The organism is Photobacterium phosphoreum, assembly GCF_002954725.1.
Lineage (GTDB): Bacteria > Pseudomonadota > Gammaproteobacteria > Enterobacterales > Vibrionaceae > Photobacterium > Photobacterium phosphoreum.
Genome location: NZ_MSCQ01000001.1, coordinates 1,591,537 through 1,608,227 on the forward strand (window position 1 = coordinate 1,591,537; position 16,691 = coordinate 1,608,227).

Here is a 16,691-nt window from a genome sequence, read left to right on the forward strand (position 1 = left end):
ATGCCCCTTAATCTCAAAAAAAATACCTTGAATCGATAAGGACAAATCACGTTATCAATATTAATACATTGTTTTTTAATGCAAATGCTAACATTCTTGCAAACTTCTATTTCTAGAGACCTAGGTTTTTATATGAGTAAAAAAGCCATCTCGATATCAACCAATGATCTCGATTTTATTGATGATAAATCAGCAGCATTACTGCTTAACACGCCCAAAAGTGCCAGAATAATTTTATGGGTAATGGTGCTATTTTTCCTTATCGCATTTATTTGGGCCTATTTTGCAAAACTCGATAAAGTCACCACTGGTTCAGGGAAAGTTATTCCATCATCTCAGTTACAAGTAGTACAAAACCTTGAAGGCGGTATTGTTAAGCAGGTTTTAGTCAAAGAAGGTCAACACGTTAAACATGGCCAGACACTATTACTTATTGATGACACTCAATTTAAGTCTGATTTTAAAGAAAAGAACCAAAGTCTTGCCGCTGTGCAAGCTGATTCGTTACGTCTTAGTGCATTACTTGCCAGTGTTACCGTAAATAAAAGTACTAATAATACAGGATGGCGCAAAAGTGTTAATGTTGCTAGCACCGCTCCTGCTTTTACTGCTGAGTTTAAGAAAAAGCATCCTCAATTAGTGCGCCGACAACTTAACCAATTTACGGGTAAATTAAATAATTTAGAAAACCAACTTTCTGTTGCGTCACAGCAAGCATCCCAAAAAGAAAGAGAACTTACTGAAACTCAATCACGGGTAACCAATATTCGAAATAGCTATAACATTGCATTAAAGGAATACCACATTACCAAACCGTTAGCGGATGAAGGTGTTGTTCCTCGTATTGAATTATTAAAGTTACAACGTGCGCTCAATGACACTAAACGTGATTTAAACTCAGCCAAACTACAAATTCCAATCACTCAAGCTGCAATTCAAGAGGCTGGCTTTAAATATCTCGATATTGCTCTACAATTTCGTTCAGAGATTCAAGCTAAACTAAATGAAACCAGTGATAAATTATCCAGTATGACGGAAACACAAGTAGGCCTTGAAGATCGAGTAAAACGCACTACGGTGGTATCTCCAGTGAATGGCACCATTCAAAAAATCTATGTCAATACTGTAGGAGGCGTTATTCAGCCAGGTATGCCATTAGTGGAAGTTGTACCGACCGAAGACACACTCTTAATTGAGGCAAAAATAGCGCCTCAAGATATCGGTTTTTTAAGACCCGGATTACCAACAATTATAAAATTTAGTGCCTATGATTTTACTAATTATGGTGGTTTAAAAGGAACATTAGAAACTATCAGTGCCGATACTATCCAAGATAAAGAAGGCAATAGCTTCTATCAAGTAAAGATTCGTACCGATGCAAGTAGCCTTAAAGGACCTAATGGCGAAGCATTACCTATCATTCCAGGAATGACAGCATCAGCAGATATCATTACAGGCAAACGTTCTGTACTTGATTATTTACTGAAACCTGTCCTCAGAGCGCGTCAAACGGCGTTAAGAGAATAAAATAATGACCCAAAAACACATTTTAAAAAAAGTTACGTTATTAATTGGCCTTCAATGTTTAGCTGCGCCTGTAATGGCACAATCTTTAGAACAAGCGATTGCAGAAACCTTATCGACCAACCCTGATATAAAAAGTGCTTACAATGAATTTCAGAGTAAGCATCAATTGATCAAGGCTGCAAAAGGTGACTATTTACCATCAGTTGATTTAGAAGCAGGGATTGGACATGATGACTATAACAATAGTAATTTATCAGGACAGTACCGCCCTCAAAATGCCAAAATAAATATTCGACAGTTAATCTGGGATGGCTCTATTACGTATAACGATATTCAACGTAATAAATCAGAAACAGAAGCTCAACGCTACCAACTACTATCTGATGCACAAGATAAAGCACTTAAAGCAACCGAGGCTTACCTTAATGTACTCCATGCTCAAGATGTACTAACGCTGTCTCAATCGAATCTTAAAGTGCATCAAAAGATGTACGTTGACATCAAAAAACGCGCAGATGCAGGTATTGGCTCGACAGCAGATTTAGCACAAGTTGATGGTCGTTTAGCCAGTTCTAATACCAATTTATTAGCCGCAGAAAGTAATCTTCAAGATAAAATCACGGCTTTTGTGCGCATTGTTGGCACTTATCCAACCGATCTTGTAAAACCTGAAGTGGATCGTAATTATCTCGCCACCTCTTTAGATGATGCTCTCGCTAAAGCCGAACAAAATAATCCCGTAGTGTATATTGCATCCAATGATATTAATGCCGCGGAATATCAATACAAACAAGCGAAAGGTACTTTCTACCCTTCTTTTAGCGTTGAAGCCTCACAAGAATGGGGACAAGATTTAAATGGCTCAGCGGGTGATACCGATGAGCTTAAAGCGATGCTAAAAATGCGCTATAACCTCTTTAACGGTGGCAGTGATGTTGCAAAATCACGTCGTGCCGCTTATCAAATCAATAAATCTAAAGATATTCGAGATCGCGCTCACCGTATGTTAGAAGAAGGAACACGTCTTTCATGGAGTGCATTAACGCTATCAAAGAAACAAAAAACATTCTTGCAAGAACACGTTGATGCATCGGCACGTACCGTCATTGCTTATGAAAAACAATTCAAGATTGGTCAGCGTTCTTTATTGGATGTGTTAAACACTGAAAATGAATTATTTGAAGCACGTAAAGCCTATTTAACCGCTGAATATGATGGCATTTTAGCTAAATATCGAGTGCTAAATGCTACAGGACTCATCCTCAGTGAAATGCGGGTTGAAATACCTCAATCTTGGGCACAGTCGGTTAAATAAAGGAACATAATATGAAATACATAATTACTGGTTTACTGGCACTAACATTATTTGGTTGCTCACTTTCAGTGCCTCAACCTCCAGTTGCTAAACAAACCAAAAACCTGTTTGATAAAGACAGTGATGGCGTTATTAATCAACGGGATCATTGCCCTAAGACACCTATTGATGCAGTCGTTGATAATAATGGTTGTCCAACGTATGTTGATAGCTCTGAAGAAAATAAGATTCATGTTTTATTTGCTAATGACTCATCAGTAATATCTGAAAGTTACATGCAAAATATCAAAAATATGAGTGTGTTTTTAACAAAATACCCCGAAACACATATTGAACTCAAAGGCTATGCAAGCCCTGTTGGTAATGGTGCTTATAATGTTGCCTTATCTAAACGCCGTGCGAGTGCAATTCGTCAAGCATTAATCAATGATGGCATCACACCTTCTCGAATTAAAACAATAGGCTTTGGCGATAGCGATCCAGTAAAAGCATATGATATTGAGCAAAGTAATACGCTAAGTCGTCGAGTTGTTGCACAAGTAGTTGGTTCTCAAGGTAATGTTGTGAAAGAATGGACAGTCTATACCGTCCGTGAAAACTAAGCAGATAATTACCCGTTGAAGAAAATAACTTTTTGGCTGCTATGTTGCTTCATTACACTCAATGCATATGCTGCCAGTAAACAACAAATAGAGAATATAACTCAATTTTATGGTGAGCGCGCCGGTACACGAGCAATCGCATGGCGCGCACTCATCAAAAATTCACAGCATTTAACTGAACATCAAAAACTCAACGCTGTTAATGAATTTTTTAACCAATTTGTTTTTATTAGTGATCAAAAGTTGTGGGGGAAAGAAGATTATTGGGCAACACCTTACGAATTTGTCGGTGTTGGAGCTGGAGATTGTGAAGATTTTAGTATTGCTAAATATCAAGCACTGCTTGAACTTGGGATTAATGATAACAAGCTCAGATTAGTATACGTAAAAGCACTGGAGCTTAATCAATTCCATATGGTAGTTGCCTATTATCCTACACCATCAGCCGTACCATTAATTTTAGATAACCTCAAAGGGGATATTTTACTCGCAACCAAGCGCAACGATTTATTACCGATATACAGCTTCAATGGTAGTAAATTATGGTTAATGAAACAAAAAGGACAAAGTCAAGTCGCAGGTAACGCTTCCCGATTAAGCCTTTGGAATGATCTACGTCATCGTTCACAATATATAAAACTCAACCAACCACGAAACATTTTTTAATGAGTAAATTACAATGACTCTTTACCGACAACTTCTACTGTGGATGCTCGTCGTATTATTTTTACTGACCAGTGCCGTATTTGCCATTCAATTTAATACCACTAAAAGCTATTTAATTGAACAGCAATCAACAGAACTCAATAATGTTGTCAGTTCAGTTGGGTTTGCATTATCGCCATACCTAAAAGAAAAAGATTTTATTGCTGCCGAGTCAGTGATCAATGCTACCTTTGATTCAGGTTATTACAGCCGAGTAAAACTGTCGGTATTGGATTCTAAAAAAGAAATCACTCGTCAATACCCACACAGCATAAAGAATGTTCCTAATTGGTTTACATCCTTAATTCACATAGAAACAATTACTCAAACTCGAACATTAACCAGTGGCTGGTTACAACTTGCTGACCTTACAGTAACCAGTAGTTCTGCTTCAGCATATATTCAATTATGGAAAGCAACAACTCAGCTTGTACTTGGTTTTCTCACTTGTCTATTATTAACTGCTATTGTGTTATCACTTATACTCAATAAAGTGCTAAAACCATTAAAACAAATTCAAAAAAGTGCTCAAGAAATGGCACGTAATCATTTTACAGACTCACTACCAACACCGTACACTCAAGAGTTAGTTGATGTTGTTACTGCTTTTAATACAATGAATATTCAGTTACAGCAACACTTTGAACAACAAGCTCAAGAAGCAGATACATTACGAGTTCGTGCCTATCAAGATCCAGTATCAGGCTTAGCTAACCGTAGTTATTTAATGACCAAACTAAAGTCATGGCTAACCAATAAACCGACCGGCGGTATCATTTTATTGAAATCTGATGCTATTGAAGATAACTATCAACAAGGCGGTTATGAATTAGGTGATCCCTTAGTACTAAAACTGGCCGAACGCTTAAAAGAACTTTCCGCTGATAATATTACTATCGCACGCTTAAACCAGTCTGAATTTATGCTTATCGCACCAAATGTCGCTGAAGATGACCTGCTTGATATAGGTCGTACCATGCTATATATGACATCCGAGTTAAACTCTGATCCACTTGGTATTGCACCGCTTCAAGCTGCTGTCGGTATTGTAATGTGTTCAAGCACTATGACAATAACAGATCTACTCGCTCATGCTGACAACGCAATAAATCAAGCACGCCAAGAAGTAAAAGAACCCATTGCTTTATTAGAAAGTGATGATAAAAAACAAATTCCATCCATGGGAAAACAACAATGGAAAGCATTGGTTGATGAAGCAATTGCCAATAATCTTATTCATTTCACTTTTCAAAAAGCAATTAATACCAATAATGAAGTCATCCACAAAGAAATGTTTGCTTATATTAAAAAAGGCCAACAACGATTTAATGCTGGTCAATTTTTGTCTGCAATTGAAAAGTTAAATGAAGGTACTAAATTTGACTGTTATATCATTGATACAATTTTTAATAAATTAACTCAAAACAAAAAAACAGTTCCTGTTGCGATCAATATTACTCAAAGCAGTATTAATGATACTGGTTTTATCCGTTGGCTCAACACTAAACTCCAGACTAACCCTCAATTGAAACAACAGATTTTATTTGAATTACCGGAAATTTGTTTTATCAAGAATATAAATAACACCCGTTTACTTTGTGAGATCATTCGCCAAAACGGCTTCCAATTCGGTATTGATAATTATGGCCACAATTTTAGTTCAACCGGTTACCTGAATAAATTACGACCTAGCTATGTAAAACTAGATTTTGCTTATACATCACAATTAGATGATCAAGTAAAAACAGATGTTTTAGAATCAATAACACGCAGTGCCAATAACCTTTCAGTATTGACTATTGCTTCTCGCGTCGAAACTATTGAACAAAAACAAAAATTAACGTTGCTAAAAGTTCAAGGTTTCCAAGGTTATGTCACCGCTCAGTTAGTTGATGGGAAATAACATGAAAGATCCATTGCTTCAATCACTTGCTTATATTAGCCGTTTCTACGGCCAAGCAAATTCACCCGATGCTTTAATTGCAGATCTGCCACTTACTGATGGTTTGCTTACCCCCTATTTATTACCTCGAGCAGCAGAAAAAGCAGGACTTCAAGCCAAACAATCTCAATTGGCCATCGATAAGTTATCACCTTTATTACTGCCAGTGATTGCCTTACTCAAAGGGGGCGATGCTTGTGTTGTTCTGAGTATTGATAAAGAAAAAGGCGAAGCTGAGGTTGTTCTGCCACAAAGCGGTGGTTCTGAACAATGGATTAAGATTGATGAATTAAATGCTCAATATACTGGCTCTTTATTCTTAGTTAAAAAACGTTTTCGTTACGATGAACGTTCTCCTGAAATTTTAAAAAATAGGGATGGCCATTGGTTTTGGAGCACGTTATGGGAATCGCGTAGTATTTATCGTGATGTCTTTATCGCTTCCATTTTAATTAATATGTTCGCTATTGCCGCACCACTATTTACACGCTTAGTGTACGATAAAATCGTGCCTAACCTTGCGTTTGATTCGCTATGGGTATTAGCCGTAGGTATTACGATTATTTTTATTTTTGACTTCGTTTTAAAAATATTACGTAGTTATTTCATTGATCTTGCGGGTAAAAAATCAGACCTACTCCTTTCAGCTAAAATATACAGTAAAGTGATGGGCATAAGAATGGAAGCAAAACCGGCTTCTGTTGGTGCATTTGCACGCCATTTACAAGAATTTGAATCGATTCGGGAATTTTTCACATCAGCGACAGTTTCATCATTAATCGATTTACCTTTTGCAGTGCTTTTCTTATTCATTATTTATGTAATGGCTGGTCCCTTAGCGTTAGTACCACTTATTGCAGTATTAATTTTAGTTATTTATAGCTATCTGATTCAACGACCATTGCGTCGTACAATTGAAGAAGGTTCTCGCTTAGCGTCACAAAAACATGCCAACTTAATAGAGAGCTTATCTGGTTTAGAAACCATCAAAATGTTTGGTGCCCAAAGTCAGTTTCAATATCGCTGGGAAGAAGCCGTTACTCATATTTCAAATTGGGGACTAAAATCTCGCCGCTTAACAGATTCAGTGCAAAATACTGCGGGGTTCTTACAACAGTTTGTTTCAGTCGCAATGATTGTTGTCGGTGTCTATTTAATTGCTAATGGTGACTTAACCATGGGCGGATTAATTGCATCAACCATGTTAAGTGGACGTGCAGTTGGACCAATGGTACAACTGGCATTACTATCAACTCGCTATAACCAAGCTAAGTCAGCAATGACCATTATTGAACAATTAATGGCAATGCCACTTGAGCAAGAAGAAGGTAAACGTTATATTCACCGTCCGATTATTCGTGGAAAAATCGAATTTGATAACGTCACGTTTGCCTACCCTAATGCGACTCAATCAGCATTAAAAAATATCAACTTCACAATTAATCCCGGTGAAAAAGTCGCAATTATCGGCCGTATTGGTTCAGGAAAAACCAGTATTGAACGCATTCTAATGGGCTTATATCAACCCCAACAAGGTTCTGTTCGCATTGATGATACTGATATCAATCAACTTCATCATATCGATATTCGCCGAAATATTGGCTGTGTTCCACAAGATATCACGCTATTTTTTGGTTCAATTCGCGATAACATCATACTTGGTCGTCCTTTAGCAACCGATAAAGAAATTTTATTGGCAGCAGAACGTGCAGGGGTAACCGCATTTACTCAACACGATACCGCCGGTTTAGAAAAACAGATTGGTGAAGGGGGATATGCTCTCTCTGGTGGGCAACGTCAAGCAATTGCAATTGCACGTGCATTTCTAAGTCAGCCGCCAGTGCTCATCATGGATGAACCAACAAGTAGTATGGATAATCGTTCAGAAATGTATATTAAGCAGCAATTACGCCAAATGAAACACGATGAAACATTAATTCTTATCACCCATAAAACAGGTATGTTAGATGTGGTTGATCGATTGATCGTAATGGAACATGGCCAAATTGTTGCTGATGGCCCGAAAGAAGTAGTATTACAAACATTACGTAGTGGTAATATTAATCAACCATCAACTACTACTACTACCAACCAACAACCAACAACAAATAAATGATAGGTTGAATAAGACCATATTATTATTTAATGAATAATGGTTGAAATATTTAACCAGTTTGTCCACCATAACAGACTGGTTAATTAAACTATTTAGGATTCTCGTGGAAAAAGTTGCTATTTTTGTCGATGTCCAAAACATCTATTATACCGTCAAAGAAAAGTATCACTGTAATTTTGATTACAATGCTTTTTGGGCAGAAGTATCACAAGGGCGAGAAATAATTGCCGCTTATGCTTATGCCATTCATAAAGGCGATGAAAAACAACGTCAATTTCAAAATATCTTACGCGGCATTGGTTTTGAGGTTAAATTAAAACCCTTCATTCAACGTTGTGATGGTTCGGCTAAAGGCGATTGGGATGTTGGTATCACGATTGATATACTAGAGCATGCACCTGATGCCGACCGTATTATTTTACTCTCTGGCGATGGTGATTTTGATTTGTTGGTTGATAAAATTCAAACAAAATATAACACTACCGTTGAAGTCTATGGCGTTCCAGGCTTAACAGCGACCTCTTTAATCAATACTGCACAACACTATCGTGAAATTGAAAACACCTTACTTCTTGGGCGTTAAGTTCATTAAAAAAGGCCAACAATTTATTTGTTGGCCTTCATTTTCTCATATCATTAATTTTTATTTAACATGTTGCGCATGTACAAGATCTGCATGACTATAAATATCAATTAATTCACTTGCTGCTTGGCGTACCATTTTTACAGGAACAATAATGAAATAGATAGACGCTAAAATCACCATTGTTGGATCTGCATAAACCGCTAAATGTGCATATTGAGTCATCATTAAAATTTTTGCGACAACGAAGCCCATTAATACAGAGGCACTGATAACGGTATCCATTACCCACTGTTTTGCTTCGGCATCAGCTAATGCTGATGAAATATTTTGACTTTTGATTTTGATATAACGATATGTGCCATAACAACCCACAACACTGATCATACCAAAGCCTAAAGCAACTCCCGCATTGATATCACGGCCACCAGCTAAAATAGATTCAATGGCTGAATAAAATGACCATACACACATTAAAGCAATTACTGAGCCTTTAATGGCAATAACAGCAGGTGCTATCATTGCAACTTGCGAACTATCTTTATTTATTTCAGGTTTATGAAGATAATGCGCAGCCCCTAAAGACAACATAGTTAACGCCAAGCTTACTAAAGAATATGCACCATCAAAAATAATCACTAAAGAACCCACTAGTGATCCAAGTACAATCCCCAAAATAGCAAAAGTAAACGATGACACGGTAGACAACAGGAGTAAACCGCGCTCTTGTTGCATTGAACTAGACATATAGGCCTCAATCGACAAATTTTTCGTCGTTTTTTTGTTTAATTATGAATCTAATGAGATGATACAGCCGCTTCTATTAATACTATAATCACTGAGCGTCGATTTTATCGCCGCTTAAAAGCACAATTGCGCTTACCCTCACTCTCACATTCAACCTATTGGTTCTATCAATGAAAATAGCTCAAATTGAAATGTTTCTATCAACTATAAAAACAGGCTCAATTGCCGAAGCTGCTCGTCGTCATGGAAAAAGTCGTACCACAGTCAGTGCATCATTAAGCGCATTGGAGGATCATTTAGGGGTTGAGCTTTTAAACCGCAGTGGTAACCGCATTACACCAACACTTATCGGGGAAGCAACGGTTAATGATTTCGAGCGTATCATCTTAATTGCGAGAGATATTCATACTCGCTGTGAACAATATAATGTAGGCGTTGAAGCCAGTATTCGTATTGCACGAGATGATTCATTACCAGAAGCACTATGGCGTCAATTATTACGTCAAATTCGTACTCAATTTCCTCAAACAAGTGTCTCTATTTATAGCGCCCCAACCCAAGAATTAGAAGAGATGGTGGCACAAAACTTAGTCGATGTTGCTTATGGCTTATTACCCAATTCGCATATTTTTTCACGATTACAACAAACAGACTTAGGCCAAATACGCATGATGTCTGTTGCTCATAAAGATCACCCTCTTAGTCAACTGAGAAAAGTGAATAACGCAGATCTCGAACGCTATACTGAAATTGCGGTCGCGTATTTTGATGAAGAAAGTCTCCGTATAGTGACACCTAAAGCGGGGAAATATATTGCTTTATCTTTTTATGAGCATTTACGTGATGCGGTACTTGATCAAACCGGCTGGTCATCTTTACCAGCGATATTAATTAAGCAGCACCTGCGAGAAGGAACGCTACAGGTCATTAAGTATAATCGCGCCATGAATTGGCAATCATATGGTGAGGTTGTTGAAAATGAATCTCGTCGCGGTACAGTCGTAAAATGGCTATCTGAACAATTAGAAAACTATTTATTCGATGAAAGTGATTGAGAAAAGAAATATTCACCTTAATAATATTAATAATTAACGGTACAACTTCGACGTTAATAGTATTTTATAAAAACGTTGCATTTTAACGATAATTGTCAAAATAAAGGTAAATATATCTGACAAATACCTATTTATAGCTAAACTTACCATCATCTATAAGTAAAAATTCAGTTAAAACCGACTATCTATGATAATAAATTATTCTTTAGAATTATAATTTATGGTTAAAAATGTAGATCAAGGCTAGCTTGCACAGCGTTTTTAATTCAGTATATGCGCCACAAATTAGGAACGTCTACACCAGTTTGATTAATGACACATACGACGATGACGATAGCACCTAACGTAATATTGTTCTCAATAATCGACTAGGTATAAGCATTCAGCTATTAGCAAAGTTATTATTACTTTCTAATTTATAATCTGAATCGCAATTTAAAAGGAAATAAGCTTTATGATGAGAAAATTAGTTGCTGAATTTATCGGCACTGCTTGGTTAGTATTAGGTGGTTGTGGTAGTGCGGTCTTAGCTGCAGCATACCCGAATTTAGGTATTGGCTTTTTAGGTGTTGCACTCGCATTTGGTTTAACGGTTGTGACAATGGCATACGCAATTGGTCATATCTCTGGTTGTCATTTAAACCCAGCAGTTACTGTTGGTTTATGGACAGGCGGTCGTTTCCCTGCTGGTGACGTTATTCCTTATATTGCATCACAAGTACTTGGTGGTATCGCAGGTGCTGGCATCTTATATATCATTGCAAGTGGTCATGCCGGTTTTGATCTTGCTAATGGTTTTGCTTCTAACGGTTACGGTGCCCATTCTCCTGGTCATTATTCACTACTGTCTTCATTTGTTACTGAAGTCGTAATGACGTTCATGTTTTTATTCGTAATTTTAGGTGCAACCCATAAGCTTTCTTCTCCACAAATGGCAGGCCTTGCTATTGGTCTTGCGTTAACGCTTATTCACTTAATCAGTATTCCAGTAACTAATACGTCAGTTAACCCTGCTCGTAGTACTGGTCCTGCATTATTCGTAGGTGATTGGGCAACATCACAGCTATGGATGTTCTGGGTCGCACCGCTTATTGGTGCAGCACTTGCTGGTCTTGTTTACCGCTGGTTATGCCCTGACAATGAATACCGTTCAGTAAGCTAAGCTTATTGAGTCTATATAGAAAAGCGAGCTTATGATTAAGCTCGCTTTTTTTATTGAGAATAACTGACTTTACTCATCAATTACATATTCTTATATATTCACCAACTGCAACAAAGCCTGAACGGGATGCTTAAATTGGATATGCTCTAGCCGTTTAACTTGGCTGCGGCATGAATATCCGGTAGCCATACAACGCGCAGAATCATATTTCTCAATATTTGTTTTCCAGCTCAAGTTATACACTTTTTTAGAAGCTTCAAGCTTATCAGCTTCATGCCCAAACGTTCCGGCCATGCCACAACAACCCACAGGTACTGACTCCATAACCCCGCCAAAATGGCTAAAAATAGCCCCCCACTGCTTTTCGGCATTCGGCATTTTAGTTTTTTCAGTACAATGGGCAAATAAATACCACGGTTTATCATTCAACCGTTGTTTTTGAGGCAACTGTTGTAATAACGGTAATAGCCACTCATGGGCGGTTAACACCGTAAATTTTCCTCGCCGTTGCTGCAACACTTCTGCATATTCATCGCGATAGCACAGCACTAAAGCCGGATCAACGCCCACCATTGGAATATTTAACACGGCTAATTGATTTAAAAAATCTGCGGTTGAGGTTGCTGTTTTCGCAAACGCTTTTAAAAATCCTTTCACATGTTGTGCTTTACCGTTAGGTTTAAATGGCAATAAAATCGGTTTTTTACCCAACTTTTCAATTAAATGAATAAAATCACGTACAACCTGTGCATCATAAAAACTGGTAAACGGATCTTGAACAATTAAAACATAGTTTTGACGTTCGTGATCGGATAACGCTTGTAACCACTGCATGTCAAAACACAACGCATGATGACCATCAAGGCTTTCTGCTAACGTTGGCACCGATAATAGCGGCATATCAACATAGCCAATGGTTTTTAAGGTTAACGTTTTCGACCACTGCGGGCGAATAAGGCTATTGACGATCACTGGTGCCTTGACCATTAATGGCAAAACATTTTCAACATACGCCACTAAATAGTCTTTCGCTGGACGCTGATAACGGCTGTAATACATGTTCATAAACCGCGAACGAAAACTCGGCACATCAACTTTAATCGGACACTGGCTAGCACACGCTTTACAGGCTAAACAGCCATTCATCGCTTCCATCACTTCGTGTGAAAAATCATACTGATCACGATTAGCCCCATAAGTATTCTTCAAGCGTTCAATAATCTGTTTTACGGTCGGTGATGTGGTTAATAATTGCTGTTCAAGTTCATCAGCATTGATCCCTTGTTCCGCCAATTGTCTTAACCATTCTCGCACTAATCCTGCTCGACCTTTGGGTGAATGACGACGATCAGCAGAAATCTTCATTGATGGGCACATTGGTGAACTGGTGTCGTAATTAAAACACAAACCATTACCGTTACACTCCATGGCTTGTTTAAAGCTATCACGCGTGGTTACCGCTATTTGACGATCATAAAAACCACGTTTCACACTATCAACTTTCACTAATTCACTATTATTACCCAGTGGCGTACAAATTTTACCTGGGTTCATGCGATTGTGGGGATCAAACACCGCTTTAATTCGACGTAATTCTGTAAATAATTCGTCACCAAAAAATGCAGGTCCATATTCAGATCGAAATCCTTTACCATGCTCACCCCACATTAAACCGCCATATTTAGCGACTAATGTAACCACCTGATCAGACACTTCTTTCATTAGCAATTCTTGTTGAGGATCGCACATATCCAATGCAGGACGCACATGCAATACCCCAGCATCAACATGACCAAACATGCCATAATTAAGTGCTTTCTCGTCCAATAACTGCCTAAATTCAGCAATAAAATCAGCTAAATGCTCAGGAGGAACACAGGTATCTTCTGCAAATGCGATCGGCTTTTTCGCGCCTTTTGCAGCCCCTAATAAACCTACTGCTTTTTTACGCATGGTGTATATTTTTTGGATACTGGCTAAATCATCACAAACTTGATAACCAATAATTCCTGCCTGTTGCTCAACCATCAATTGATCGAGACGCTGACATAATACCGCAACTTGCTGTTGATTATCCGCGATATCATTACTGGCATACTCAACCATATTAATACCTAACATGGTTTTGCCAGGTACGTCGGTTAATAAATCTTCAACGGTATTCCAAACAATATCTTCTTTGGCTAAATTCAATACTTTTGAATCGATAGTTTCAACAGATAATGCATGAGCAGCTACCATCATTGGTGCATTACGTAATGCTGAATCAAAACTATCGTATTTAATATTCACTAATGTGCGGGATTTAGGGATTGGCGTGATATTCAACTTGGCTTCAGCGATAAACGCTAATGATCCCTCAGAGCCACATAATAGCCGCGCAATATCAAATTGCTGGAGTTGATCATCATAGACATTTTTTAAGTCATAACCGGTTAGAAAGCGATTCAGTTGTGGAAATTTATCCAGTATTTGTTGGCGCTTATCTCGGCAAATTTTAGCCGTTGTTTGCAATGCATTATCAACCAACGAAGTGCTGTCTAATGTATCAAGTTGTATTGATGTAAGAGGCTCAGTATTAAGCACTGAACCATCAACCAATACGGCAGTAAGCGCTAAAACATGATCAGAGGTTTTGCCATATTTTAACGATCCTTGACCTGAAGCATCAGTATTAATCATACCGCCAATAGTGGCACGATTACTGGTTGAAAGGTCAGGAGAGAAAAAATAACCGTGAGCATGTAACGCATCATTAAGTTGATCTTTAATCACCCCACTTTGAACACGTACCCAACCTTCAGCAATATTTACTTCTAAAATTTGATTTAAATAACGGGAAAGATCAACCACAATTCCTGATGTTAATGATTGACCATTAGTGCCCGTACCGCCACCGCGAGGAGAAAATGTAACGCCTTGATAATCAGCATGAGAACCTGTTTTTCCAATAAGAATAAGATCATCAATATTACGCGGTAATACGACAGCTTGAGGTAACTGTTGGTAGACACTATTATCGGTTGCAACCGCTAACCGACTCGCATAACTTTGTTCAATATCACCTTGAAATCCAGCGTCGGATAATGTGGTTAAATATGATAGTACGACATTATCAATACTACTTTGATAGGTTAATGCAGGTAACATTATTTGACTCTCCCTCTCCAGTCGTTACGCAATCATGCGCTGCCGTTTCCCACGACAACTGGTTTTCTATTGTTCATGATTCACTTTAACAATATGTTAAAGGTTAATGGCATGCTTTCACTTTACTCTACCTAGAAAATAAACAAAACAATTTCTAATTCAATATTACAATCCCCACCAAGCAATTAGCCGCCGTATCACGTATGGCATACCTCTAAAAATAACACTATAAAAATAAAGCCCTCTAAAGGACTTTATTTTTCAGCATGAAATGAGCGACGATAATGCCACTTAAATCCCCCCCATGAGGGTATATTTCATTTCGGTATACTCTTCTAAACCTTGATGTGCTCCTTCTCGGCCTAATCCTGATTCTTTAACGCCACCAAAGGGAGCCAACTCAGTCGAAATAAGCCCTTCATTAACCCCGACCATGCCATACTCTAATGCTTCACTCACATTAAAGGCACGAGAGAGTGATTGCGTATAAATATAAGCCGCTAAACCTGAATCAGTATTATTTGCTCGATCAATCACTTCTTGGTCTTCACTAAAACTAAAAATAGCCGCTAATGGACCAAAGGTTTCTTCCGAAGCAACAAGCATATCATCTCGAACATCACGAATAATTGTTGGCTGAATAAAACAATCATTTGATGTCTGCTGGCTACCTAATACTAAACGAGCACCTTTTAGCATGGCATCATGAATATGACGTTCAACTTTTTCAACGGCCGCTCGATTAATCAATGGTCCCATAGTAACGTCTGTATCAAGTCCATTACCGACTTTTAATAATGCCACCTGATGATGTAACCGAGTGATAAATTGTTCATAAATATTATCATGGACATAAATACGATTGGCACAGACACAAGTTTGACCAGCATTACGAAACTTAGCGATCATTACACCATCAATTGCACGATCAATATCAGCATCATCAAAAATAATAAACGGTGCATTGCCACCTAACTCTAATGACACTTTTTTAACCGTGGTTGCTGCTTGTGCCATTAATAATTTACCGATTGCCGTTGAACCCGTAAAAGATATTTTTTTAACCTTCTTATTACCAGTTAATTCTGCACCGATCTTAACCGCATCACCGGTTACCACATTAAATAAGCCATCAGGAATACCTGCCTCTTGAGCTAATGCTGCAAACGCTAATGCCGTAAAAGGCGTATCCGGTGCCGGTTTCAACACCACCGCACAACCAGCGGCAAATGCAGGCCCACATTTACGGGTAATCATTGCTGCTGGAAAATTCCAAGGGGTAATAGCCGCCACAACACCTACAGGTTGACGTGAAACTAAAATACGAGCATCCGCCTTATGACTTGGAATAATTTCACCATTCATACGCTTAGCTTCTTCGGCATACCATTCAATAAAACTGGCAGCGTAAGTGATTTCACCTTTAGCTTCATTGAGAGGCTTACCTTGCTCTAAGGTCAAAATTGTTGCTAATTCTGCCGTATGATCAATAATCAATTCATACCATTGGCGTAAGACGGTCGCTTTATATTTAGCGGTCGTTTTTGACCATTGGCGATATGCTCTATCAGCACTTTCTATCGCAACGCGTGTTTCTTCAACGCCCATCAAAGGCACATTACCGATGACTTCGGTTGTGGCTGGATTAGTAACAACAGAAAATTTGCCTGAATAGGCATTGACCCACTCACCATTAATAAACGCTTGCTGCTTAAACAAACCACCTAGAGATAATGTCATTACGATACCCTGCTTTATTTTTTAAATGAATTAGATACGGATAAAGA

At 38.2% G+C, this 16,691-nt stretch carries 12 protein-coding genes; 9 read left to right on the plus strand and 3 right to left on the minus strand.

Going from position 1 to position 16,691, the window contains the following annotated elements; translation table 11 throughout:
* The first annotated feature begins 132 nt into the window (after positions 1-132).
* The 7 genes from BTO21_RS06935 (at position 133) to BTO21_RS06965 (ending at position 8,790) form a co-directional block, all read left to right on the plus strand.
* Complete coding sequence (locus BTO21_RS06935) at positions 133-1,527, plus strand: HlyD family type I secretion periplasmic adaptor subunit (protein ID WP_045032147.1); 1,395 nt, start codon at positions 133-135, stop codon at positions 1,525-1,527.
* Between the two features lie 4 nt (positions 1,528-1,531).
* Positions 1,532-2,842, plus strand: a complete 1,311-nt coding sequence (locus BTO21_RS06940) for a TolC family outer membrane protein (protein ID WP_105026742.1) — start codon at positions 1,532-1,534, stop codon at positions 2,840-2,842.
* A gap of 11 nt (positions 2,843-2,853) precedes the next feature.
* Positions 2,854-3,444 (plus strand): OmpA family protein, encoded by a 591-nt coding sequence (locus tag BTO21_RS06945; RefSeq protein WP_045032149.1) that lies wholly within the window; start codon positions 2,854-2,856, stop codon positions 3,442-3,444.
* A 15-nt stretch (positions 3,445-3,459) separates the two neighbouring features.
* Complete coding sequence (locus tag BTO21_RS06950) at positions 3,460-4,110, plus strand: transglutaminase-like cysteine peptidase (RefSeq protein WP_045032151.1); 651 nt, start codon at positions 3,460-3,462, stop codon at positions 4,108-4,110.
* A gap of 13 nt (positions 4,111-4,123) precedes the next feature.
* Positions 4,124-6,052, plus strand: coding sequence for a bifunctional diguanylate cyclase/phosphodiesterase (locus tag BTO21_RS06955; RefSeq protein WP_105026743.1), 1,929 nt, complete (start codon positions 4,124-4,126; stop codon positions 6,050-6,052).
* 1 nt (position 6,053) lies between these two features.
* Positions 6,054-8,207 carry a type I secretion system permease/ATPase gene (locus BTO21_RS06960; protein WP_045032152.1) on the plus strand — a complete coding sequence of 718 codons (2,154 nt, stop codon included), beginning with the start codon at positions 6,054-6,056 and terminating at the stop codon, positions 8,205-8,207.
* 103 nt (positions 8,208-8,310) lie between these two features.
* Complete coding sequence (locus tag BTO21_RS06965; RefSeq protein ID WP_045032154.1) at positions 8,311-8,790, plus strand: LabA-like NYN domain-containing protein; 480 nt, start codon at positions 8,311-8,313, stop codon at positions 8,788-8,790.
* A gap of 60 nt (positions 8,791-8,850) precedes the next feature.
* Here BTO21_RS06965 and BTO21_RS06970 read toward each other — a convergent pair whose 3' ends face one another.
* Positions 8,851-9,537 (minus strand): cation efflux transmembrane domain-containing protein, encoded by a 687-nt coding sequence (locus BTO21_RS06970; protein ID WP_045032156.1) that lies wholly within the window; start codon positions 9,535-9,537, stop codon positions 8,851-8,853.
* Between the two features lie 170 nt (positions 9,538-9,707).
* Here BTO21_RS06970 and BTO21_RS06975 point away from each other — a divergent pair, with 170 nt between their 5' ends.
* Together BTO21_RS06975 and aqpZ are read left to right on the plus strand one after the other, a co-directional pair.
* Complete coding sequence (locus BTO21_RS06975) at positions 9,708-10,592, plus strand: LysR family transcriptional regulator (protein WP_045032157.1); 885 nt, start codon at positions 9,708-9,710, stop codon at positions 10,590-10,592.
* A 457-nt stretch (positions 10,593-11,049) separates the two neighbouring features.
* Complete coding sequence (gene aqpZ, locus BTO21_RS06980) at positions 11,050-11,754, plus strand: aquaporin Z (protein WP_202907348.1); 705 nt, start codon at positions 11,050-11,052, stop codon at positions 11,752-11,754.
* A 90-nt stretch (positions 11,755-11,844) separates the two neighbouring features.
* On the opposite strand, the gene ydiJ is transcribed toward aqpZ, so the two are convergent.
* Both ydiJ and BTO21_RS06990 read right to left on the minus strand, forming a co-directional pair.
* A complete protein-coding gene (gene ydiJ, locus BTO21_RS06985) occupies positions 11,845-14,904 on the minus strand; it encodes a D-2-hydroxyglutarate dehydrogenase YdiJ (RefSeq protein WP_045032161.1) in 3,060 nt (1,019 codons plus the stop codon).
* A gap of 291 nt (positions 14,905-15,195) precedes the next feature.
* A complete protein-coding gene (locus BTO21_RS06990) occupies positions 15,196-16,644 on the minus strand; it encodes an NAD-dependent succinate-semialdehyde dehydrogenase (RefSeq protein WP_045032163.1) in 1,449 nt (482 codons plus the stop codon).
* Positions 16,645-16,691 lie beyond the last annotated feature (47 nt).